This is a genomic window from Pseudomonas sp. R84 (genome assembly GCF_009834515.1).
Lineage (GTDB): Bacteria > Pseudomonadota > Gammaproteobacteria > Pseudomonadales > Pseudomonadaceae > Aquipseudomonas.
On record NZ_CP019426.1, the window covers coordinates 1774863 to 1797658 of the forward strand.

The following is a 22796-nucleotide window of genomic DNA, read 5'->3' on the forward strand; positions in this document are numbered from 1 at the left end:
GCGTTTGCAGGGTGATATGCGCCCCATGCCTGTCGTGCAGGTGCATAACAAGAAGGAGGCGCAATGAACGCCGTGACTGATCTCCACCTCTCTCCGTGGGACGGTTTTTTCCTCGTCCATGCCGATGGCCTGCAAAGGCCTGACTCAATTTTTGCAGCCGCTCGAGTGTCTCGAGGCGGACACACGCAATCCCGGCAACCGACACGCTGATCCAGCGGGGTCTGGCAGCAGGGGGTTAGCGGTGTACAATGCGCCGCGTTTTAACTGTGACCCTCTGCGTAATCGCGCAAATCTCAAGGCTATCCGCCTTGTTCACTCCGTGGCGCCACAAGCGTTTCGGGTTCGATTTCGTCACAGATAAAAACAAACAGGTGACGCATGACCGTTGTAAACAAGCTGAACTCCTGGTGCCTGCGCTGGGGTTTGATCGGGGCTGCCTGAAATCGCAACCTTGCAGCAACGTCTACTGAACACCATCAAACCTTGCGTGAGACCTTTTTCATGAGTGGACAACCCTCGCAATCAGGCGAGCTGAAACGCGGCCTGAAAAATCGCCACATTCAACTGATCGCCCTCGGTGGCGCGATCGGTACCGGATTGTTCCTCGGCTCGGCCGGGGTATTGAAATCCGCCGGCCCGTCGATGATCCTCGGCTACGCCATCTGCGGCTTCATCGCCTTCATGATCATGCGCCAGCTCGGCGAGATGATCGTTGAAGAGCCGGTGGCCGGTTCCTTCAGCCATTTCGCGCACAAGTACTGGGGCGGCTTTGCCGGGTTCCTGTCGGGCTGGAACTGCTGGATTCTGTACATTCTGGTGGGCATGTCGGAGCTGACTGCGGTCGGCAAATACATCCACTACTGGGCGCCGGATATCCCGACCTGGGTTTCTGCGGCAGCCTTCTTCGTGCTGATCAATGCGATCAACCTGGCCAACGTCAAAGTCTTCGGTGAAGCCGAATTCTGGTTCGCGATCATCAAGGTCGTGGCGATCGTCGGCATGATTGCACTCGGCAGCTACTTGCTGGTCAGCGGTAATGGCGGCCCGCAGGCCTCGGTAAGCAACCTGTGGTCGCACGGTGGTTTCTTCCCGAACGGGGTGAGCGGTCTGGTGATGGCCATGGCGATCATCATGTTCTCCTTCGGCGGTCTGGAAATGCTCGGGTTCACCGCTGCTGAAGCCGACAAGCCGAAAACCGTGATCCCGAAAGCGATCAACCAGGTGATCTACCGGATCCTGATTTTCTACATCGGTGCACTGGTGATCCTGCTGTCGCTGACGCCATGGGACAGTCTGCTGGCAACCCTCAACGCGTCCGGCGACTCGTACAGCGGCAGCCCGTTCGTGCAAGTGTTCTCGATGCTCGGCAGCAACACCGCCGCGCACATCCTCAACTTCGTGGTCCTGACTGCTGCGTTGTCGGTGTACAACAGTGGCACCTACTGCAACAGCCGCATGCTGCTGGGCATGGCCGAGCAGGGCGATGCGCCGAAAGGTCTGGCGAAGATCGACAAGCGTGGCGTGCCGGTGCGGTCGATCCTGGCTTCGGCTGCTGTGACACTGGTTGCGGTGCTGCTCAACTACCTGATCCCCCAACACGCGCTGGAACTGCTGATGTCGCTGGTGGTTGCAACGCTGGTGATCAACTGGGCGATGATCAGCTTCTCGCACTTCAAGTTCCGTCAGCACATGAACAAGACCCAGCAGACGCCGCTGTTCAAGGCGCTGTGGTACCCGTACGGCAACTACATCTGCCTGGCGTTTGTTGCGTTCATCCTTGGTGTGATGCTGCTGATCCCGGGCATTCAGATCTCGGTGTATGCGATTCCGCTGTGGGTGGTGTTCATGTGGGTTTGCTACGTGATCAAGAACAAGCGCGGTGCGCAGCAGGCCGTGCACGCGGCAGGTGCTGCCAAGTAAGCGCTGACGCAGAAACACAAAACCCGGCCTGAGTGCCGGGTTTTTTTATGGATGCAAATGTTGAAGCGCTATTGATAGTCGGCGAAAGGATAGTCCCTGCACAGGGTTTCGACCTCTGAGCGAAACTGCGCAAGGAGCAAGGGCTCCAGGGTGTAATCCTGTTCGCCGAGCGGCGCCACCGTGTTCAGAATCCGCACGATCAAATCGACGATCTGGCGGCTGCCGTGGACATCGACCCGGCGTTGCGCCAGAGCAGCCGTGCCGATTCGAAGCCCGCTGGTGACAAGTGCCGAACGGTGATCGTCGGGTACGCGATGTCTGTTGACGATGATCCCGCAGTGCCCCAGCGCCGCCTCCGCGATAGCTCCCGTGATGCCACCCCGCAAGCGAATCAGCACCGTATGGTTTTCACTGCAGCCGCCAACCACTTCATAATCCTTGGCCTGAAACGCTTTGGCCATTTCATCGGCCGTGCTGCGGATCTGCGCCATGCAGGCGTCGAATGCTGCGGACATTGCATAACCCAGCGCTGCAGCCTTCGCAGCGATCATGTTGGCAGCAGGCGCGCCCTGCATTCGCGGGTAAACGGCTTGATCAAGCAGGCGACTGAAGGTGGTCCGCAAACCGGGAATCTTGGTGTTCGCATCAGCACCGCTGAGAATCACCCCGCCGCGAGGCCCGGCGAGTTGCTTGTGCGTGCAGGTGACGGTGACATGGGCGGCGTCGATCGGACTTGGATGGCGCCCGGTGGCGACCAGCCCGGCGATATGCGAAATGTCGGCGAGCAGGATGGCCCCGGCTTCATCGGCAATTTCGCGAAAGCGCTTGAAGTCCACTTCGCGCGAATAGGCGCTGGCGCCGCAGAGGATGACGCGTGGGCGATGGGCGAGTGCGAGCAGGCGCACTTTGTCGTAATCGATCAGACCGTCTGCTGTCGTGCCGTACTGGATCGCCTTGTAGTAGGCGCCGGAAAACGCGGCGAGGCTGCCATGCGTCAGATGACCGCCGTGTTCCACCGCCATGCCCAGCAAGGTATCGCCGGGCTCAAGCAAGGCCGTGAGCACTTGGTAAACGGCGTTCGACGCTGAGTGTGGCTGCACGTTGGCGTATTGCGCGCCGAACAGTTGCCGCGCCCGGCGGATGGCCAGCGATTCGACCAGCTCGACATTTTCGCACCCAGCGCTGTGACGCTTGCCGGACATGCGTTCTGCGGTCACGTTGACCAGCACAGAGGCGGAGGCCGCCAAGGTTCGCGGCTGGACTGCGCAGGAGGAGGAGACCAGTGAAAGCGTGTGCTGTTGACGCGTGATTTCAGCGTCGAGAATTGCCGCCAGTTCGGCGTCTTCTGCGCGAAGATCCGCCAGGCCGCGTCGCAGCAAGTCAGCCTGGTTCTTGAGCGGTTCAGTAATGACGGCCATTGCTTGATTCCTTCCCTGGTTTTGCGTGATTTGCGCATGTCCTTGCTTGCCAGATCTGTACAGGCGAATCCGTGTTTTGACCGCTGTGCGTGCAAAACTAAACCCTGTACAGGCCTCCCGGTTTTTCGTTCTTTCACTCTTGAGAATGCGACGCCGGATTGACGCATCATAGATTTTTCAGTGAGGAACGCCACAGAATTAATCAAAAAAATGAACATTCTTCAAAGAAAATGATTCTTTTTGTAGTCGCGTCGGGTGTAAAACAGGCATTGCCCGGAGCCGATTTTCAGGCCAAGGGTGGAAGTGGACAGGAACTGACGAGTCATTAGCGAGGCTGAAAGCCCCGCATGTTGGCGGAAGCAGCCTGTGAAAGCTGACTTTTTATACCGAGCCCAGGGAGGGAGAATGCTATGATCCTGCGCGGCACTGACAGGGATATAACTGCAATTTCCTACCTCACTTGTGTATGTCCGGAATGATCATTCGGGGCGTGACATTGATTGCAGTTAAAAATGGATGATAAGCATGTGATGCACAGAAGAGAAAGATCGGAGAATCTGAAGAACAACATCAAATACCTGATAAAGAGTCGCGGGGAGACGCAACTGTCCTTGTGCAACTCCAGTGGTTTGACCCGAACGACCATCTACAACATCCTTGAAGGCAAGGTGGTCAATGTCCAGCAGTCCACTGTGCGCAAGATTTCTGATTTCTTCGGGGTGTCTTACGAAGAAATAGAGACGATTGATTTTGAAGAGAAGGAAATCATCGAAAGCAGTATTTCGCCACAGGGGAACATGAATCCGGCGGCGGTGCCTGTCATCAAGGAAAGTATGCTGCTGCAAAGTCTGGATAAAAGAATTGGCGAGTTGGCCACTATTTATCCCCTGACTTACTATTTTGGCGCGTCCTTTAACCTGATTGGCGTACTTCTGGAAAATGAAATCAGTGGCATGAATGAACCCGGCGATCTATTGATCGTGCAGAAAGGAGCATCGACCAGCGACAGGGAAAAGCTGGTGTATGACAAAATCACAACGAAGTTATCTATAAGCCATGAAGGCAGCTTTGATACGGATCGTGTATGCGTGATCGGAGATGTAATCGAGGAACGATTTAATGGATTGCAGTGTTGACGTTGAAAACAGCAAGTACAAGTTGCTGGGGTTCGAAAATGGTAAAAGCCTGGCCGTCATCATGGTCATCGCGACAGGCAAAATAATTAAAATAAAGCTAAGTGAAGTGTTGAATAGTGAGATTATGGATAATCTGAATAAGATCGAAGTGAAAAACCTCTACAAGAAGTTTTACTCCCAGGGCGGAGCACTCACCGCTTACGAAATAAATGACCGCCATGAGAGTTCCTGGATGATCTACATCATCCTGAACCTGATGCTGTTCACGCTTTACATTTTTACCAGTATTGCAGCGACAAAACCGATCTACCTCGAGTATTTCGATATTGTCGTAACGCCGGGCACCTTCCTCTATCCGCTGACGTTTCTGATCGTTGACTTGCTCAATGAAACGTTTGGCCTGAGGCTGGCGCGAAAAGCGATTCTGTTCGCGTTCATCAGCAACGCCGCGATTATCATTCTGCTGGCCATCACGACCCATCTTCCGGGATTGCCGGGCTGGAAGCTCGATGGCGCTTACAATGATGTTATTAGTCAGTTGTCAGCAGTTCTGGTAGCGTCTTCTATATCGTTTCTGGTTTCCGAGAACATAAACTCGTATCTGTTTTGCAAGATTAAAGAACTCACAAATTCCAGGTTTCTGTTTTTGCGAGTATTTTTAAGCACGTTGTTTGCCGTGATCATCGACAGTTTTCTGTTCTGCTATATCGCGTTTTACGGGACGATGGAAAATAGCGCGATACTGGGCATGATCTACGTTCAGATCGCAATCAAGGTAGGTTTTGCCTTCTTTAATATCTTGCCGGCCTACGGCGCAAGATCATTGTTCAAGAAGTACCTGACGGGTGCGCAAACGCAGTAAGCAGAGGAGGGCGCTCACTCGGCACGTTGTTGCCAACATGCTCGAGTGAGCGCTCCTTGTTGCGGTATTACTTTAAGCCAAGTTTCCCTTTCAAGCTTTGAGTTACCTGTACTTTATTGTTCAGGAACTCATTCAAGCCTTTGGCACGAAGATTACAGGCATCACAATCGGAACATCCAGTACCTTTGATGCCGTTGTAGCAAGTCAGTGTTTCTTCGCGAACCAGATCCAGTTGATGGTGGTAATCAGCCAAGGCCCAGGTTTCTGCCTTGTTCAGCCACATCAACGGCGTATCCAGTTTCAGTTTGTAATCCATGCCTAATTCAAGGGCTTTATTCAAGGCCTTGACGAATTCATCCCGGCAATCGGGATAGCCCGAGAAGTCGGTTTCACAGACACCGGTAATGACCGTTTTGGCCTGGACTTGATAGGCATAGATAGAAGCCAGCGTCAGAAACAAAATGTTCCGCCCTGGAACGAAGGTGCTTGGCAGGCTCTCGCCAGAGCTATTCACGGTCGGAACCGGAATGTTATCGCGCGTCAGGCTGCTGATGGCTAGCTCATTGAGCAAGGACACATCCAGCGTTTTATGCACGGTCACACCGAGCTTTTTCGACAGATGCTGCGCCACTTCAATTTCCGCGTGATGACGCTGACCATAGTCGAACGTGATGCAGTGGACTTCATCGTAGTGGGTCAGGGCGTGGATCAAGCACGTGGTGGAGTCCTGCCCGCCGCTGAATACGATAACTGCTTTGTTGGTCATGGTTATGCTTCCTGCATTGAGGTCTTGAGGGCAAAGGTGGAGATGATACTCGAAATAGGGATGGAGTTCGGTGCAGAGTCCAGAGGCGCGCGTGAGTCCGCGAGCGGCCTGATCCACTTTAGAGCCTTTTTTTTGCTGCCCTCTCTCGGGCAGTAGGTGGTTGTTAGACGAAAGCTATACTTTATTAATTCTCAAGGACGTGATTCGTCCGCAAAGAGTTTCATAATGAAAAGTAATCACGAGCAGACGGGCTGCTCGCTGGTCAAATGATATGATTGGAAATCAAGTCTATAAAAATCAGTCTGCAATCTCGAGGATTTTTATCTGTCGACCAATTATGTAAAGCTCTCCATCCTCGCGTATCTGGGCAAGTGAAGTAGGGTCGGCATCCATGTCGTAATTTCCATCAATTTCCACGCACCAGACGTCGTCAAATTTCAAGATCCTAACCCCAGAGCATATCGAGTTAAACTGATTGCCTTTAACTTTATCTTAATTTTTTCAAGGGTGGACTATATTCAAGAAATTCAATAAGCCAGGCCAGACTGCGTGGAGATTAACCACGCCATCTATAATCAACTCAATCAGCTTATGAAAATCAGTTGAAATCATATGTAGGCCAAGGCTTTTTGTAAGCTAGTGTATTGTGAGTTGAGATGGATTATCAATCATGATCCACTCCGCGGACTCCCCTGCAACACTGTAAAATTCGTCAAAAAAGCAATTTAAGTCGCTGGAAAAAACGTCAAATGCGCCATGCCCATACTCGCCTGAAGTTTTTGCGATCGCGACATATTGGCAGGAGTTTTTGAAAAGCTTATATGTCTCTTGGCTTATGGAGAAATCATTGCTCTGCAAGAAAACAGTTAAGGCGGGAGGCGTAGGTTTTTCCACGCTTCGATGCCTTGATAGTATTTCATATTTTTTGATGTCCACTTCGTATCGTCTATACGCGTTCACTGCGCGCTCGAACTCCCCATCTTTATCTCTAAATATAAAAAATGGCATGTAATGAAGTTCTTTGCTTGAGGGGGGCTGAAGTTTTCCGTCGATATCGATGTAGTAACAATTGCTGATTAGAGATTTAAGCGCAGCAGCGCCTTCCTTAGATTTATCGAACCCGATGGAGCCTTTTTGACCAACAGAGGCTAGCACTGCGAAATCGTCATTAATTTCCGCAGGGAGATTCCTAATGCGACCGCTAGATGATTTTTTGAAATCATCGAATTTTGCCCGATAACAAATAACAGAGGCTGGATACTCGGCTTTCATTTTTTCAAGGACTTGACAAATTTCTGATTGATCGCAATGACGTCAACATGTCTTTTGTGCGAAAAGTTTCCGAGCATGTCTTGTAGATGCATGTGCTCTAACTCGTTGGTCTCCATTTCGTACGCAGCATTGATCAAAAATAACCCTAAGCGTTTTATAGTTGCAGGATCTGCGAGAATTGAAATTTCATCCAGTTTGATGCTTTTGCGTTTTCCAGTAGAAGATCCATAAATAGTGAGTTTTTTTAGGTTTTTCATGATTTAATTGTGGGGCTCGACAGTTTTATATTATTCGAACGGTTCGTTAATTTCGTTTTGAAGATCGTGTATTTTGCTTGCTAATATCTTTTTGCTCAATGTTATGATGTCCAGATAATGGCTGATGCTCATCTTTTCAGTAAAAATATTGTTTCTTTCCCAAGGCTTCAAAACTATATAGCTATCACCTGCTACACTAAAAAATGCACCCGTGTCGCCATCGAATGCTTCAATTCCGAGAGGCAAGCAGGAGTGTCTAATATCATTGTTGATAAGTGACGAAAGTGTTTCCTCCAGTTTGTCTGGCTCGCAATCAATTGAGCTATATTCTTCAAGTCGAAAAATTAGATCTTCGAGAACTCCAATCAGATTTTTCCCTAAGATGATTTGTTCGAAGTCGCCAATGGTTATCGACTCAAAAATAAAGCAGCAGCGTGTGAATATGTACCGTTTATCTTCCGATAAAAATACATCAACCTTAACATGTGGGTCAGTCATTTCACTCTCCTGCAATAGCAGTCTTTTTTCATTGCGCTGAATCGTTTGTCGACTTCTGGTGGTACTGGGATACCTCGATTCTGAGAGGTGTCTCCATTCCTCAACCCCAAGCGCTGGCCGGCCTGGAGTCTCCATTGGTTTATCGCATGTGCATGTCGAGCTAAAGCTTTTCAATCAAACGATTAAACGCACGTGAGCAGCCTCGTTGCTTTGCATCTCTGATCATCGAATCGTGAGTGGACGGTTCAAACGTTTCGCGAACCGCTTTCTTTGCTATTTCATTGAACTGCACATTATCAAAATCACACTCTACCGTTGAAACCATATAAGAATTGCGCTTGGACCACTGGTCAAACCTTATGACGATTTTTTCGTCGAAAATCAGTGCCCCATCACTTTTGTCCTCGAAGAAAAAGAACACCACGTGATTCGTATCGACATGCCCCATTGATGTAGCAAATGGCTGTTTTCTCAAAAGCGATGTCAGCCTTACCCCACCTGCAATACCAAGTCCTCCCCCCAAACTCCCACGCGCAAAAAAATACTGCTTGAACACTACCGTTATTTTTCTACGAAAATAAGGAACGTCGTATGCTTTCTCGAAAGAATGAAAACCATTTGAATCGCCGATCATTTCAAAATCGGCGCTAATGAAATCCGACTCGGAAAGGCTGTCCAACCCCAAAAATACTTGGCTGAAGATTACCCGACCCCTCTATGAACAACTCAACAAGCTGATGAAAATCAGTAGAAACCATATGTGGGTCAGGACTTTTTGTAATCTAATATAGTGTTAGTTTAGACGGATTATCAACCCTGAGGCACTTTACTTGGTTCAAGATGAACGGCTCGCGGATCAAGAACAGATGTTAGGGTGCCGATCTTGTTAGGGGTAGACGGTGTATGTTGGTTTTTTGACCATATGATCCCCCCCCCTATATGCTCCGCAAGATCTAATTCAAGGCCACACAATCAAGGCTTTCTTTCTTTGTAATTACACTCCGCCACTCTTGCAACGTTCTCGCTTTCATCATTGAGCAGCTTTTCAAGAATTTCGATAGGTGTTTTTCTATTTGCAGCTATTGCACCTCTCACCACGGAGCAGGGATCCAAGGAAAGTCGCTCGAACAATGTAAGTGATAATTTTCGCTTGGATGCAACGAAACGTCGGACACTGGCATCGAACGCACATAGCTCTTCAAGAATTTCCAGTGGTACTGTTTTATTGTGAGCCACCCATCTTCTATGCTCAGGAAATCTTTCAATTACTTCGCGCCACACTGAAAGAGGAGCCTCTTCCATTGCTGCTCGATCATAATCGACTTTTATTTCACTATCGCGCAGCGCGACAAATTCTTCAGCAGACGTAATCATTTAGCATCCTTACACTTCAAAGACTTAAAGTTTATATTCTTCCCTGTCTCACTCTTATGTTTGCTCATGTAGTCACCGTAGGTGTCAGCGTCAGCAATCCATTCTCCTTTTTGGTCGTAGACCTTCCACGCACTCTCACCATGACCCGTTTTGTCCTCTGACCACCATGTATCGGTTTTAGTGTCGTGATGGTACTTCGCGTAACCAACGCCAGCCACGTTCCCTTCACAAACTCGATCATACCGATTAACTTCCCATTTTTTCCTGCACGGGCATTTGGAGTTTTGATTTGGTTTATCAGACTTAGGTTTTCGCCCCGCACCATTTGGCGACTTCGTCAATCCAAGTGGATCGAGCCAGCTAAGCGGATTGGGCGCGTAGGCATACAGATTCAAACCGCCCACGTAGCTAACTGGATCCTTACTGATAAACCGCCCAACTCCCGGATCATAGTACCGATGCCGGTTGTAATGCAGCCCCGTCTCATGATCGTGATACTGCCCCTGGAACCGTATCGGGTTCATCACGCCATGCTGCCGCGCCCACTCCGAGCGCTGCTCCGTCACCTGTCCCCACGCCTTGTATTGCGCGGTCCAGGCAAGGTTGCCTTGCGAGTCCGTCAATTCCTGCGGTGTGCCGAGGTGATCACACTGATACCAGGCCAACGCATCAAACGGTAAAGCCGTTGCCTTGTGATTCCACACCGGGTCTTCATCGAGGCTGTATTCACCGCTGTAATCCGGCAGCCCAATCAGATCGATTGGCGCGTGCCGTACAGCCTGTGCCACAGGGACAAAAGTGCCCGGTTCGAAGACGTAGTGCACCGTGCGACCCGGTTCACCATCGCTTTGCGCTGGGCTGCTTTCCCAGGCGAGGTTGTCGCCATCCCAGCCGTACAAGGTGAAGCCGCAGCCGAGTTCGCGTTGTTTGCGCGCGTGCTCGTTTCTGTTCCAGAGGGAACCTGCTTCAGGACGTTGTTTGTAATGCGCGCGGGATTTTTTGTGCAGGCGGCGTCCCAGTGCGTCGTAGGCGAAATCCACGCTTAGGCGCGGGTCTTCGAAATGCACAAGTCGATCAAACAAATCCCACTGTAGATCGCTGCGTTGGCCGTTGTGCCAGCGCTGGATCTGGTTGCCGCGTTCGTCGTAGTCGTAGTGGGTGCCGGCGTATTCGCGCAGCAGGTTGTCGACCAGTTTGCTGCGTGGTGGGGTCAGGTCCAGTGGGCGGCGAATCTCTGTCGCCTTGTCGTCGAGCAGGTTGCCGGCCGGGTCGAAAGCGAAGGTTTCCACGCCTTGACGTGTGGTGGCGCTGAGCAGTCGGCCGACCGGATCGTAGCGATAGGCGAGCGGCCCGCGGCGGCTGTCGTTGATGTCGGTCAGTTGGCCGGCGGCGTCGTAGCTGTACTCGCGTTTGAGCAGGGTGGATTTGTCGTCGCTGCGTCCCAGCAACTGTTCCTGCAAGCGGCCGGCCGGGTCCCAGCTTTGGGTTTGCAGCAGGTGGTTGCCTTGATGGCGGGCGACTTCGCGGTGCAGGTCGTCACGCTCGTAGCCGATCAGTTCGTGTTCATCGAGGCGCAGGCCCAGCAGGTGGCCGCTGCCGTAAGTCAGCCAACTGACGCGGTGGCCGTCGGGGCGCACGCTGGCGACTCGTTGGTTGAGTACGTCGTACTCGTGCTGCCAGATCGCGACGGTGGGTTTTTCCAGGCCGAGATAATGCTGGTGTTCGCGCAGCAGATTGCCGGCCGGGTCGTGAAACCATTGCAGACGGCTGTCGGCGTTGTCGGCCAGCACCAGGTTGCCGTTGCCATCGTAGGCAAAGGTTTCGCTTTGCGACTGGTCGCCCAGAGTGGCGCGACGCTCGGTCAAGCGGCCCATCGGGTCGAAGCTCAAAGAGATGACGCGTTGGCCATTGATCGATTGCGCGAGGCGGCCGGTGAGTGGGTCGTACTGATAGCGCGTGCTGCGGCCGTCGAAACCGCGTTCCTCGAGCAGACGACCGACCGGGTCGTAGTGGAAGTGCGCTCGTTGTTCGTTTTCGTTTTCCAAAGCCGTTAACCGTCCGAGACGGTCCCAGCGATAGCGCAGGGTTTGTTCGGCTGCGTCGACACGTTCAGCGATCAAACCGGCGGCGCTGTAGCTCCACGTGGTGCAACGATCAAGTCCATCAACGTGCGCCAACAACCGACCTTCGGCGTCGCGCTCGAAGCGCTCTTCGGTCTTGTCCGGGTGCTTGATCCGCACTAGCTGGCCGGCCTTGTACTCGTACTCGGTGGCGTTTCCGGCGGCGTCGGTGAAGCAGATCATCTGCCCGAGTTCGTTGTAGTCCCAGGCGCTGGTTTTGCCCGAGCAATCGACGTACTCGACCAGTTGCCCGGCGTCGTTGTAGTCGAGGGTTTTTTCGTTGCCGTTGGCGTCCTTGATCGCGGTGGGCTGGCCGGATTTGTTGTAGGCGTATTCGGTTTTGTTGCCCAGCGGATCGAGCGCTTCGACCAGGTTGCCTTGATCGTCATAGGCGCGCTGCCACTGACCGCCCTCGGCATCGCTGATCTTGATCAGCAGATCCTGATCATCGTAGGCGTAATGCATCACCGTGTGATCGGCGCGGATGTGTTCGAGCAGGTTGCTGCGCTCATCGTAGCTGTAGCGATCAGTGCTGCCGTCGGCATTGACGCGGCGCACGATGTTCTTGGCCTCGTCGCGGAAGAACCATTCCGAACGCTCGTCGGCGTAACGGATGCGGTAGGTGTAGCCAAGGATGTCGTAGTAGTGCCAGGTCTCGTTGCCGAGGGCGTCGGTGACGTAGGTCAGACGGATGTTTTCGTCCCACTCCAGGCGCGTGTCGAAGTTGCCGTCGTCGGCCCATTCGCGCACGGCTTTGGCCTTGGCGCTTGAACCGTCCCACTGCAGGTTCATGCCGCGCCCGGTGCGGTCGGTGTAGCGGGTGATCAGGTGATGCTCGAACTGATACGACCAGACTGCACCGTTCTCGTCTTGTGCCTGAATCAGGTCGCCATAGGCATCGTACTGATAGGCGCAGAGCTGGCGCAGTGGTTCGCCATCAACGATCTGCCAGAGACCGATAAACCGGCCGTGCTCGTCGATCATCGTGCCGAGGTGCAAATGGACTTTGGTGAAGTCGTTTTCCTGATAGGTGATCAGGTCGGAGAGCAGCGAGTGTTCGCCGTGACGGTGCTCGTAATGCAGCATGATCCCGGCGCCGTTGCGCATCGAAATGTTGCTCAGCACATAGCGCTGGCCACGGCGGACGTAGGTTTCCTTGCGCTCGAAACCACGGCACAGCAGCAGTTGATCTTCGCTGTTGCGGACCAGGGTGATGTCTTCGATGGCGTCGTAGTGGAACAGGCCGACCTTAGGCAACGGATAGCTGTGGTCGCGGCCATCGGCGCCATAGAACATCAGGCCATCGTCAACGCAGTCAAAGCGTGTGGTGAATTCACTGATCCAGCGAGCGCCGAGGTCGCTCTGATCGTAAGCGTCGAGGCGTGAGTTGTAGGTGCGCGTCCATTCGATCGGGAAGGGGCCGGGCAGGCTGAAATCGGTATGGCTGAGGCTTTCCGAACCCAAGGCAAAGTTGATGCTGAATTCAGTGGCGCATTTACAGGGACCTTTCTCCGGATTGGGCGCGCTTTTCGCTGGGGCTTGCTTGTTGTTAACACCCAGTTCGCCTTCCGCTGCCGTGTGGGTGGCCTTACCGGTCTTCTCCGTATGGACCGCGGCGTTCTGGCCATGGGCATTGCGCTTGCGCCACAGGATCACGGCACTGGAGAGGATCTGCAGCAGCCAGCCGATGGAATTCTGCACGTTTTTATCGTCGAGCTTGCTCAACTGCGTGCGCAGCTCCGGGCCCATCGCGCGCAGTTTGCCGGTCTCGGTGGTGATCTGTGTCTGGAGCTTGGTCGACACCAGATTCTGCGCGACGCTGTTGGCCAAGCCCTTGCCTGCCGCTTTCAAGGCGCTGTTGGCGGCCGCTAAAAAGTTGTCGGCCGTCGCGAGGGGGTCGTTGAGCAGTTGGCCGCGGCCGACGCTGGCTCTCGCGCTGGCTTCCTCCAGATCACCCTTGGCATCCAGCCGGCCAAGGGCCGTTGTTTCGATACCGGTGGCAATCTCGTTGATGATTTGTTCGCCGAGCTTGCCAGCGTCCGCCAAAATGCCCGGCAACTTGCCTTTGGCTTGCTCAACAAAGTCATCGAGGGTGCCGATGATCGAGGCGTTCAGGTGACCGACCAGCACCTCGATCACGGAGGTGCTGAGCAACAACTTGCTGCTGGCTCTCATCTCCTGACGCACCAGAAACAGCGTCGGCCGCAGGGTCATGCGCGCTGCGGCCATCGACGGTGGCAACGGCAAGACGCCGATCAGATTGATGCCGAGGCTGGCCCACGTGAGCAAGTCGCGTTGCTTGGCGTCCGACAGGGTGACGATGTCACTCAGCGCATCGACCAGCGCCATGATGTTGCCGACCACCGGCAAGAAACCGGCGTAGTTCTTGATCCGATCAAGCGTAACCACACCATCGGTGGCGGATTGCAGCCAGGCATCGAAAGCCGCCGCACTGCTGGCGACGTCCTGAACGTCGATGGCATTGAGTGGAACGATGGCGGCTTGGGGCTCACGTTTTGCGACAGCAGTTTCAGTGGTCATCACGGCATCTCACCCGGCGACAAGGTCCGGGCTTTGCGGGCAAAAATTGAAGACCTCAATGAGCGGGCGAGAAAAAGCCGCCTCTCAGAGGTACGCATCAAAGTGAAAAAACGGGATTAGCTGACGACAGCGCCTTTCGGGCCGCTGGCGATCAAGGCGGCGCCGCAGGCGGTTTTCATGCCGTCCAGTGCGATGGGGGTGCCATCGACGGTGTAGGTGCTGCTGCCCTCGGCAATCGGGAAAACCCCTTTGCACAGCGGGCAGCTGACTTTGTGCCCGACTCCGGCAATCGGTTTGCCGTTGAGGTCGGTCTGGGAGAAGGCTTCGAGGACTTTGCCACCGTGCGTGGTGGCGTCGCCCAAGCGAATTGCGTCTTTCATTGCGTCATTCCTTTGACCGAGGGTGGCTGGCTCGGCGAGCAACCCTGTCTTTCCTGCCTGCGTTCAGCACGCGTTAGTGCCGATTTGATATCAAAATCCGTGCCAGCCACTATATGGCCATTACGCGGCAAGGGTTTGCGCCGTGTGTCTGCGGGATAAATCGATTTTTGCTGTGGGAAACCGCGTCAAAGTGCGCAAGAAGTTGCGCAGTGCTGTGCAACTTCTTGCGCACTCGGCTACAGGGCCCGTGTGACGTTGGCTGCAGGCGATTGGCGGGCGCTTTTTCGAAGGCAGGTGCGCAAGAAGTTGCGCACTTGGGCGGCTGATCGATTTCTGCCAAATCGATGGCGATTGCACTGACCTCAGCGTGAACAGGCGAAGGTCTGCAGTGGATCTTCAGCAGGTTGTGGGTCTGTTTCGCGGTATCCTGCGCGTTCTGATTACGGACGTTTTTCCATGCTGGTGATTTCCAACAACGTGCATCTGCCGGATGCCGAGATCGAACTGACCGCCATCCGCGCGCAAGGCGCCGGTGGGCAGAACGTCAACAAGGTCTCCAGCGCCATGCACTTGCGCTTCGACATACCGGCCTCGTCGTTGCCCGAGTTCTACAAGGAGCGGCTGCTGGCGCTGCGTGACAGTCGCATCACCAGCGACGGCGTGTTGATCATCAAAGCCCAGCAATACCGCACGCAGGAAGCCAACCGCGCCGATGCGCTGGAGCGTCTGGTCGAGCTGATTCTCAGCGCGACCAAAGTCGAAAAGAAACGCCGTCCGACCAAGCCGACCCTCGGCTCAAAGAAGCGCCGACTCGAATCGAAAACCAAGCGCGGCAGTATCAAGGCCGGGCGCGGCAAGGTGGATTTCTAGTCTTCGCGATACTTGGCGGTGTGCTTGTACAGATACACGCTCAGTGCCAATCCGCTTAGCGAGGCGAGGGCGGCGAAGAGGAAAATCGAGGCAAAACCGAATCCCGCCGCAATCGCCCCGGCCAATGGCCCGGTGATCCCCAGCGACAAGTCGATGAACAGCGAGTAAGCACCGACGGCTGCGCCGCGACTGGAGGCCGGCACCAGATTCACCGCTTCCACACCCAGCGCCGGGAACACCAGCGAGAAACCAAACCCGCTCAACGCCGCACCGGCCAGCGCCCAATGTGCGTCCGGCGCCAGCCACAACAGCAGCAGACCAAGGGTTTCCACCGACAGACAGGCAATCGCCACGCGAAAGCCGCCGAGGCGGTTGATCAGGTTGCCGAACAGCAGGCGCGCACCAATGAAGCTGGCACCGAACAAACTCAGGCACAGCACGGCGTTGTCCCAATGCTGGGTCGCGTAATACAGGGTGATGAAGGTGGCGATGGTGCCGAAGCCGATCGAGCCCAGCGCCAGACCGCAGCCATGGGGAAACACCTTACCGAGCACATGCATGAACGGCAGGCGTTCGCCGGCGACAATCGGTGCCGGGGTTTTTGGCCAGGCGAGCAACAGGCCCAGCGCGGCGAGCAGGATGATGCTGACGCCCATGCTCCACAGACCCAATTGGCCGACCAGCCAAACGCCGAACGGGGCGCCGACCGCCAGTGCGCCGTAACTGGCGATGCCGTTCCAGGAAATCACCTTGGCGGTGTTTGCTGCGCCAACCCGGCCTATGCCCCAGCCAATCGAGCCGGAACCCACGAGGCTTTCAGCGCTGCCCAGCACCAGACGACCGATCAACAGACTGATCAGACTGAGCATCGGCAGGTTCGGTGTCCACGCCGAAATCAGCATGAACACACCGCTCAGGCCACACCCGGCGAGGCCAATCATCACCGCGCGTTTGCTGCCCTGGTTGTCGATGATCTTGCCGGCGTACGGACGGCTGAGCAAGGTCGCGAGGTATTGCACGCTGATCACCAGACCGGCGATCACCGCGCCAAAGCCTAGATCACTGTGCACATAGCCCGGCAACACCGCGAGCGGAATGCCGATGTTCAGGTAACCGATAAAGGTGAAGAGGACGATGGAGACGACTTGCAGCGTGACCGCCAGGGGGCGCTGGGGTTCTGGCATAGAGGATGACATGGGTAACGATCCACGGGAACGGCAGATTAGATAGGCTGCTTATGATACCGGCGCGGACGGATCTGGGGCGGGAAAAGTAAAACTATTTGTCGGGAGGCTACTTCAGGATTTGGCCGGGGCAACCAGTTGTGTGGTGACCAGCGCCGCCAGGGCATTTTCTTCGCTGCCGAAACGGGCGAGCAGGGCGGCTTGTTTCTCGGGCGAGAGACGGTTCCAGATCTCGATCATTTTCTCGGTGGCGCCGATCAGGACGGCAGCTTGGCTTTCGGAGAATTCGTCGGTCATGGCGGGCTCGGGGTTCAGGCAGTGTGGAAAGCGCATGTTAGCGCTTTCCACACGGTCTGTACGACGGGTCTTACTCTTCGTTGTCGGCCGGGCGGCTCTCAACGGCTTCTTTCGGCTCGGGTTGCCCCGCGCCGGCTTGTTGCGTGGTCGTCTGCTCAGGTACGTGCAGGCTTGGGAAGGGGAGATTAGGAATCTCGTGCATGGTTGCGCTCCTCGCTAAGTCTGTTGATAGATCTGGTAGATCCGCGCTTCTTGAAAGCCTGCGCAGGATACAGCAGGAAAAATGACAATCAGACTTTTAATTCAAATTAATGCGACAGATGGCCGCAGGGGAGGGCAAAAACGAAAGGTCACCACAAAACAAATGTAGGAGCTGCCGAAGGCTGCGATCTTTTGATCCTGCTTTAGAAACAAGATCAAAAGATCGCAGCCTTCGGCAGCTCCTACAGGGGTACTGCGGTGTTTTGATTATTTGCAGACGCTGGCGATGGCTTCGGCCAACAGGGCGAGGCGGGTGGCGTCGATACCGGCGACGTTAGCCCGGCCCGAGCTGACCATGTACACATGGTGATGCTCGCGCAGTTGTTTCACTTGCTCCGGCGACAGCCCGGTGTAAGAGAACATCCCGCGTTGCACGCCAATGTGCGCAAAGCGTTCACGCAGGCCGTGCGGCTCCAGCGCTTCGACCAGACCGCTGCGCAGTTGCGCAATCCGCAGACGCATGGCTTCCACTTCATCGGCCCAACGGGCTTTCAGTTCTGGATCGGCGAGGATGGTCGCGACCACCGCCGCACCGTGATCCGGCGGCGTCGACCACAGGTTGCGGGCAATGTTGGCCAGTTGGCTGCGGATGTCGATGAGCTTGTCGGCGGTTTTTGCGCAGACGATCAGCGCACCGGTGCGGTCGCGGTACAGGCCGAAGTTCTTCGAGCAGGAGCTGGTGATCAGCAGCTCGGGCACCTCTGCCGCGAACAAGCGGGTCGACCACGCATCCTGTTCCAGACCATCGCCAAAGCCCTGGTAGGCAAAGTCGATCAGCGGCAGCAGATTGCGCGCGCGCACCACATCGAGCACGCGCTGCCAGTCGTCATGGCTCAAGTCAAAACCGGTCGGGTTGTGGCAGCACGCGTGGAGCAGCACCACATCACCTTTCGGCACTTGGTTGAGCACCGCGAGCATGGCGTCGACGTCGAGGCGGTTGTCACTGCCCACGTATGGGTAGTGACTGACCTTGACCCCGGCCGCGGCGAAAATGGTTTCGTGGATCGGCCAGGTCGGGTTGCTCAGCCAAACGCCTTTGCCCGGCAGGCACTGGGCGATGAAGTCAGCCGCCAAACGCAGGGCACCGGTGCCGCCCGGGGTCTGGGTGGCGCCGGCACGTTGTCCGGCGATCAGCTTCGAGTCGGCGCCAAGCACCAGCTCGTTGATGACTTTGCCGAACAGCGGGTTGCCGTGGCCACCGATGTAGGTCTTGGTGTCCTGGCTTTCGACGAGGCGCGCTTCAGCGATTTTCACCGCTTCCGGGATCGGTGTCAGGCCCTGAGCGTCCTTGTAGACGCCAACGCCCAAGTCGAATTTGCGCGGGTTGCTGTCCTGCGCATACGCCTCCATCAAGCCGAGGATCGGGTCGCCGGGTACCCGGCCGATGGCGTCGAAATGCATTACTTGCGTCCTTCTGCAGTCTTGGCCACTTCGTCAGTGCGCGCGGCCATGATGAAGTCGTTGCGGTGCAGGCCTTTGATCGAGTGGCTCCACCAGGTCACGGTGACTTTGCCCCACTCGGTCAGCAGGCCCGGGTGATGACCTTCGGCCTCGGAGATTTCACCGACAGCGTTGGTGAACGCCAGCGCGTGCTTGAAGTTCTTGAACAGGAAGACCTTCTCCAGTTGCATGATGCTGTCGCGTACTTCGATGTTCCAGTCAGGGATCTGCTTGATCAGGATCGGCAGTTCTTCGTCGCTGACTTGTGGCGCATCGGCGCGGCAGGCTTCGCAGTGGGCTTGGTTCAAAGTCGACATGGTGTATTCCTGAAATCGAGTGTGTTTTTTTTATTAAAGCGTTGGAGCCGTCAATGCCGTCACGCTAAACCAAAGTGGCGGCGACTGACAGGCTCAATTGTCAGCAAAAGTCGCGGTTCACGCGGCTTTCGGTTTCGGCGGAAATTTCGGTGCGTGCAGACCTAGCTGCATGCCTTGGCGAACCATGGCCATGATGTCTTCATGGGCCACATCGAACAGACGCTTGAGGTTCGGCAGGACAAAGTACAGCGGTTGCAGGATGTCGATGCGATACGGCGTGCGCATGGCTTCGAGCGGATCGAACGCCTGATGCTCAGGCTCGTCCGACAGCGAATAAACGGTTTCTTTCGGTGAAGACAGAATGCCGCCGCCGTAGATGCGTTTGCCTTGTGGGGTGTCGACCAGACCAAACTCGATGGTCATCCAGTACAGACGCGCCAGGTACACGCGTTCTTCCTTGGTCGCCTGCAAGCCGAGCTTGCCGTAGGTGTGGGTGAATTCGGCGAAATACGGATTGGTCAGCAGCGGGCAGTGACCAAAGATCTCGTGGAAAATGTCCGGCTCTTGCAGGTAGTCCAGCTCTTCGCGGGTACGAATAAAGGTCGCGACCGGAAATTGCTTGCTGGCCAGCAGTTCAAAAAAGGTCTGGAAGGGGATCAGTGCCGGAACGCGGGCGACCTGCCAACCGGTGGTCTCGCCGAGCACTTTGTTGATCTCGCCGAGTTGCGGAATGCGGTCGTGGGGCAGACCGAGTTTTTCGATACCGTCCAGGTACTCCTGGCAGGCACGCCCTTCAATCACTTTCAACTGGCGAGTGATCAGCGTGTTCCACACCGCGTGTTCTTCGGCGGGGTAGTCGATAAAACCTTGCGCATCGGGCTCGCGGGCCACGTATTGCGTCTGCTTCATACTGCTCTCCTGCTAGGGAATTCGTTCTTGTTATGTCCAGCGATGGATTCAGAATTACCTGAGAGCGGGTTGATGTGCAGCAGGTTGAATGGCCTATGCGTAGGAAATTTCTCTTTAATTCGTAAAGTTATCGTTACGGTTTGGCGGATATCTCGCGTTTGCAGTGATTCATGGGTTTGAAAAGGCGGTTGGCTGTCACATAATCTTGACAACTATCTGCGTGCCGCCACAGAAAAGTCTGGCGCGGTCCCCCTGTAGGAGTGAGCCTGCTCGCGATAGCGGTGTATCAGTCAGCATCAATATCAACTGACCCAAAGCCATCGCGAGCAGGCTCACTCCTACAGGTTCTTCATCGTTTATTCGGGCGATTTATATGCGCATCAAAGTCCACTGCCAGAACCGCATCGGCATCCTGCGCGACATTCTCAACCTGCTGGTGGCCTACGGCATCAACGTCGCGCGCGGTGAGGTCGGTGGCGAGCACGGCAATGCGATCTATCTGCATTGCCCGAACCTGATCAATATCCAGTTCCAGGCGCTTCGTCCAAAGTTCGAGGCGATCGCCGGGGTGTTTGGCGTCAAGCGGGTAGGGCTGATGCCCAGCGAACGACGGCACATGGAGTTGAATGCCTTGCTCGGCGCGCTGGAGTTTCCAGTGCTGTCGATCGACATGGGCGGATCGATCGTCGCTGCCAACCGCGCGGCCGCTCAGTTGCTCGGGGTGCGCGTCGATGAGGTGCCGGGTATTCCGCTGTCGCGTTACGCCGAAGATTTCGACTTGCCGGAACTGGTGCGCGCGAACAAATCGCGAATCAACGGCATGCGGGTCAAGGTTAAGGGCGACATCTTTCTGGCTGACATCGCGCCACTGCAATCAGAGCATGACGACAGCGAGGCCATGGCCGGCGCCGTGCTGACCTTGCACCGCGCCGACCGCGTAGGCGAGCGCATCTACAACGTGCGCAAGCAGGAGCTGCGTGGCTTCGACAGCATTTTCCAAAGTTCGAAAGTCATGGCCGCCGTGGTGCGTGAAGCGCGGCGTATGGCCCCGCTGGATGCGCCGCTATTGATTGAAGGCGAAACCGGCACCGGTAAGGAGTTGCTGGCGCGTGCCTGCCACCTCGCCAGTCCGCGCGGGCAGTCGCCGTTGATGGCGCTCAACTGCGCAGGCCTGCCTGAGTCGATGGCCGAGACCGAGCTGTTCGGTTATGGCCCGGGTGCATTCGAAGGCGCGCGCGCTGAGGGCAAGCTCGGTCTGTTGGAATTGACGGCGGGCGGCACATTGTTTCTCGACGGCGTCGGCGAAATGAGTCCGCGTCTTCAAGTGAAGTTACTGCGCTTTCTACAGGACGGTTGCTTCCGCCGGGTCGGCAGTGATGAGGAGGTTTATCTGGATGTGCGGGTGATCTGTGCCACCCAGGTGGACTTGTCCGAGCTGTGCGCACGCGGCGAGTTTCGCCAGGATTTGTATCACCGCTTGAACGTGCTCTCCCTGCACATCCCGCCGCTGCGCGAATGCCTCGACGGCTTGACCCCGCTGGTCGAACACTTTCTCGATCAGGCCAGTCGGCAGATCGGCTGTTCGCTGCCGAAACTGGCGCCGGCGGCGATGGATCGGCTCAGTCATTACCATTGGCCGGGTAACGTGCGGCAACTGGAGAACGTGCTGTTCCAGGCGGTTTCGCTGTGCGATGGCGGCACGGTGAAGGCAGAGCATATTCGGCTGCCGGATTACGGCGTGCGTCAGCCGCTTGGCGATTTCTCGCTGGAAGGTGGCTTGGACGAAATTGTCGGGCGCTTTGAGAAAGCGGTGCTGGAGCGGTTGTATTCCGAGCATCCGAGCAGTCGGCAGTTGGGTAAGCGGCTGGGGGTATCGCATACGACGATTGCCAACAAACTGCGTGAATACGAAGTCGGCAAAGATCCTGAAGCTTAAGAGCAAAAGATCGCAGCCTTCGGCAGCTCCTACAGGAGTACGTATTTCAAATGTAGGAGCTGCGGCACGCTGCGATCTTTTGAGCCTTTGCCGCGAAGCGGCATAACACCGCCGGTTTTTCGACTTCGATACATTTCAGATTTCCCCTCGCCATCCCTCAAGTCCTTTGTTTACCGGGCCTTTGTGCGCCAGAAAAAAGTTGGTCTGCAAATTGCTTATGGCTCAGCAGTACAGCGGTGGGCGGCAAACGTCCGGCATGCAGAGGAAAGAGTGTGGACAAGTACCTTTATGTGGCAATGACCGGCGCCAGCCAGAATGCGCTGGCGCAAAAGGCGCATGCCAACAACCTGGCGAACATCTCCACCAACGGTTTTCAGCGCGACCTGGAGCAGGCGCGTTCGATGCCGGTGTTCGGTGACAGCTTTCCGGCGCGTGCGTTTGCCATGAGCGAACGGCCCGCCACCGACTTCACCCCGGGCTCGCTGGTGCAGACCGGTCGTGACCTGGACGTCGCGGTGACCGGCAACGGTTTCATTGCCGTGCAGAACCCTAACGGCGGCGAAAGCTACGTGCGCACCGGCAGCCTCAACGTCGACGCCCTCGGCGTTCTGCGCGCCGGCAACGGCATGCCGGTGATCGGCAACGGCGGCCCGATCGCCGTGCCGCCCGAGCAGCAGATCGAAGTCGGTGAAGACGGCACCATCAGTATTCGTGCGATGGGTGAGGGCCCGCGCGTCATGGCGGAAGTCGACCGGATCAAACTGGTCAACCCGGACATCAAGAACATGAACAAGGGCCTCGACGGCTCGATCTACACCAAGGACGGCCAGCCGGCGCAGGCCGATGCTAACGTCAAACTGGTGTCGGGTTTCCTTGAGTCGAGCAACGTCAACGCCGTCGAAGAGATGACCTCGGTGCTGGCCTTGGCCAAGCAGTTCGAGTTGCACGTCAAGATGATGAACACCGCCAAAGACGACGACCAGGCCATGGCTCGGGTCTTGCAGATCAGCTAATTATCAGAACGTCGCGCCGAAAAAC

20 protein-coding genes are annotated in these 22796 nt (G+C 55.6%); 6 read left to right on the plus strand and 14 right to left on the minus strand.

Annotated features, from left to right (window positions below):
* Window positions 1-501 precede the first annotated feature (501 nt).
* Complete coding sequence (locus PspR84_RS08020; RefSeq protein ID WP_160056718.1) at window positions 502-1920, plus strand: amino acid permease; 1419 nt, start codon at window positions 502-504, stop codon at window positions 1918-1920.
* Window positions 1921-1988: 68 nt separating this feature from the next.
* Here PspR84_RS08020 and PspR84_RS08025 read toward each other — a convergent pair whose 3' ends face one another.
* Window positions 1989-3338 (minus strand): serine hydroxymethyltransferase, encoded by a 1350-nt coding sequence (locus PspR84_RS08025; protein WP_160056720.1) that lies wholly within the window; start codon window positions 3336-3338, stop codon window positions 1989-1991.
* Between the two features lie 530 nt (window positions 3339-3868).
* Between PspR84_RS08025 and PspR84_RS08030 the strand changes: the two genes are divergently transcribed.
* Together PspR84_RS08030 and PspR84_RS08035 are read left to right on the plus strand one after the other, a co-directional pair.
* A complete protein-coding gene (locus tag PspR84_RS08030; RefSeq protein WP_160060061.1) occupies window positions 3869-4474 on the plus strand; it encodes a helix-turn-helix transcriptional regulator in 606 nt (201 codons plus the stop codon).
* Window positions 4458-5336, plus strand: coding sequence for a queuosine precursor transporter (locus PspR84_RS08035; RefSeq protein WP_160056722.1), 879 nt, complete (start codon window positions 4458-4460; stop codon window positions 5334-5336). The genes PspR84_RS08030 and PspR84_RS08035 overlap by 17 nt, the downstream gene beginning before the upstream one ends.
* Before the next feature lie 67 nt (window positions 5337-5403).
* On the opposite strand, the gene queC is transcribed toward PspR84_RS08035, so the two are convergent.
* The 7 genes from queC to PspR84_RS08070 all read right to left on the minus strand — a co-directional run bounded on the left by queC (window position 5404) and on the right by PspR84_RS08070 (window position 14544).
* A complete protein-coding gene (gene queC, locus PspR84_RS08040; protein ID WP_160056723.1) occupies window positions 5404-6102 on the minus strand; it encodes a 7-cyano-7-deazaguanine synthase QueC in 699 nt (232 codons plus the stop codon).
* Between the two features lie 636 nt (window positions 6103-6738).
* Window positions 6739-7374: a hypothetical protein gene (locus PspR84_RS08045; RefSeq protein ID WP_160056725.1), complete on the minus strand. Its 636-nt coding sequence runs from the start codon at window positions 7372-7374 to the stop codon at window positions 6739-6741.
* 287 nt (window positions 7375-7661) lie between these two features.
* Window positions 7662-8129 (minus strand): hypothetical protein, encoded by a 468-nt coding sequence (locus PspR84_RS08050; protein ID WP_160056727.1) that lies wholly within the window; start codon window positions 8127-8129, stop codon window positions 7662-7664.
* A gap of 160 nt (window positions 8130-8289) precedes the next feature.
* Entirely contained in the window at window positions 8290-8808 is a 519-nt protein-coding gene (locus tag PspR84_RS08055; RefSeq protein WP_160056729.1) for a hypothetical protein, read from the minus strand.
* 293 nt (window positions 8809-9101) lie between these two features.
* Complete coding sequence (locus PspR84_RS08060) at window positions 9102-9503, minus strand: hypothetical protein (RefSeq protein WP_160056731.1); 402 nt, start codon at window positions 9501-9503, stop codon at window positions 9102-9104.
* On the minus strand, window positions 9500-14164 hold the full coding sequence (locus PspR84_RS08065; protein ID WP_238785234.1) for an RHS repeat-associated core domain-containing protein: 4665 nt from the start codon (window positions 14162-14164) through the stop codon (window positions 9500-9502). Before PspR84_RS08065 ends, PspR84_RS08060 begins: the two co-directional genes overlap by 4 nt.
* Window positions 14165-14280: 116 nt before the next feature.
* Window positions 14281-14544, minus strand: a complete 264-nt coding sequence (locus tag PspR84_RS08070; RefSeq protein ID WP_160056732.1) for a PAAR domain-containing protein — start codon at window positions 14542-14544, stop codon at window positions 14281-14283.
* 456 nt (window positions 14545-15000) lie between these two features.
* On the opposite strand from PspR84_RS08070, the gene arfB reads away from it, so the two are divergent.
* A complete protein-coding gene (gene arfB / locus PspR84_RS08075; RefSeq protein ID WP_007920134.1) occupies window positions 15001-15414 on the plus strand; it encodes an alternative ribosome rescue aminoacyl-tRNA hydrolase ArfB in 414 nt (137 codons plus the stop codon).
* Here arfB and PspR84_RS08080 read toward each other — a convergent pair.
* From PspR84_RS08080 to phhA, 6 genes are all read right to left on the minus strand, one after another.
* Window positions 15411-16598, minus strand: a complete 1188-nt coding sequence (locus PspR84_RS08080) for an MFS transporter (RefSeq protein WP_174244495.1) — start codon at window positions 16596-16598, stop codon at window positions 15411-15413. The two genes, arfB and PspR84_RS08080, sit on opposite strands and share 4 nt — an antisense overlap.
* Window positions 16599-16712: 114 nt before the next feature.
* Window positions 16713-16895 (minus strand): hypothetical protein, encoded by a 183-nt coding sequence (locus tag PspR84_RS08085; protein WP_025113527.1) that lies wholly within the window; start codon window positions 16893-16895, stop codon window positions 16713-16715.
* A 70-nt stretch (window positions 16896-16965) separates the two neighbouring features.
* Window positions 16966-17097 (minus strand): hypothetical protein, encoded by a 132-nt coding sequence (locus PspR84_RS29770; RefSeq protein WP_016987951.1) that lies wholly within the window; start codon window positions 17095-17097, stop codon window positions 16966-16968.
* 266 nt (window positions 17098-17363) lie between these two features.
* Window positions 17364-18557 (minus strand): amino acid aminotransferase, encoded by a 1194-nt coding sequence (locus PspR84_RS08090; protein ID WP_160056736.1) that lies wholly within the window; start codon window positions 18555-18557, stop codon window positions 17364-17366.
* Window positions 18557-18913, minus strand: a complete 357-nt coding sequence (locus PspR84_RS08095) for a 4a-hydroxytetrahydrobiopterin dehydratase (protein ID WP_003222798.1) — start codon at window positions 18911-18913, stop codon at window positions 18557-18559. Before PspR84_RS08095 ends, PspR84_RS08090 begins: the two co-directional genes overlap by 1 nt.
* A 117-nt stretch (window positions 18914-19030) precedes the next feature.
* The gene (gene phhA, locus PspR84_RS08100) at window positions 19031-19822 is read right to left on the minus strand and encodes a phenylalanine 4-monooxygenase (RefSeq protein ID WP_007920123.1); all 792 of its coding nucleotides are present in this window, start codon (window positions 19820-19822) and stop codon (window positions 19031-19033) included.
* A gap of 373 nt (window positions 19823-20195) precedes the next feature.
* Here phhA and PspR84_RS08105 point away from each other — a divergent pair, with 373 nt between their 5' ends.
* Both PspR84_RS08105 and PspR84_RS08110 read left to right on the plus strand, forming a co-directional pair.
* Window positions 20196-21758 carry a sigma-54-dependent phenylalanine hydroxylase transcriptional regulator PhhR gene (locus PspR84_RS08105; protein ID WP_007920121.1) on the plus strand — a complete coding sequence of 521 codons (1563 nt, stop codon included), beginning with the start codon at window positions 20196-20198 and terminating at the stop codon, window positions 21756-21758.
* Between the two features lie 272 nt (window positions 21759-22030).
* Window positions 22031-22771 carry a flagellar basal body rod protein FlgF gene (locus tag PspR84_RS08110; protein ID WP_038363771.1) on the plus strand — a complete coding sequence of 247 codons (741 nt, stop codon included), beginning with the start codon at window positions 22031-22033 and terminating at the stop codon, window positions 22769-22771.
* Window positions 22772-22796: the final 25 nt, after the last annotated feature.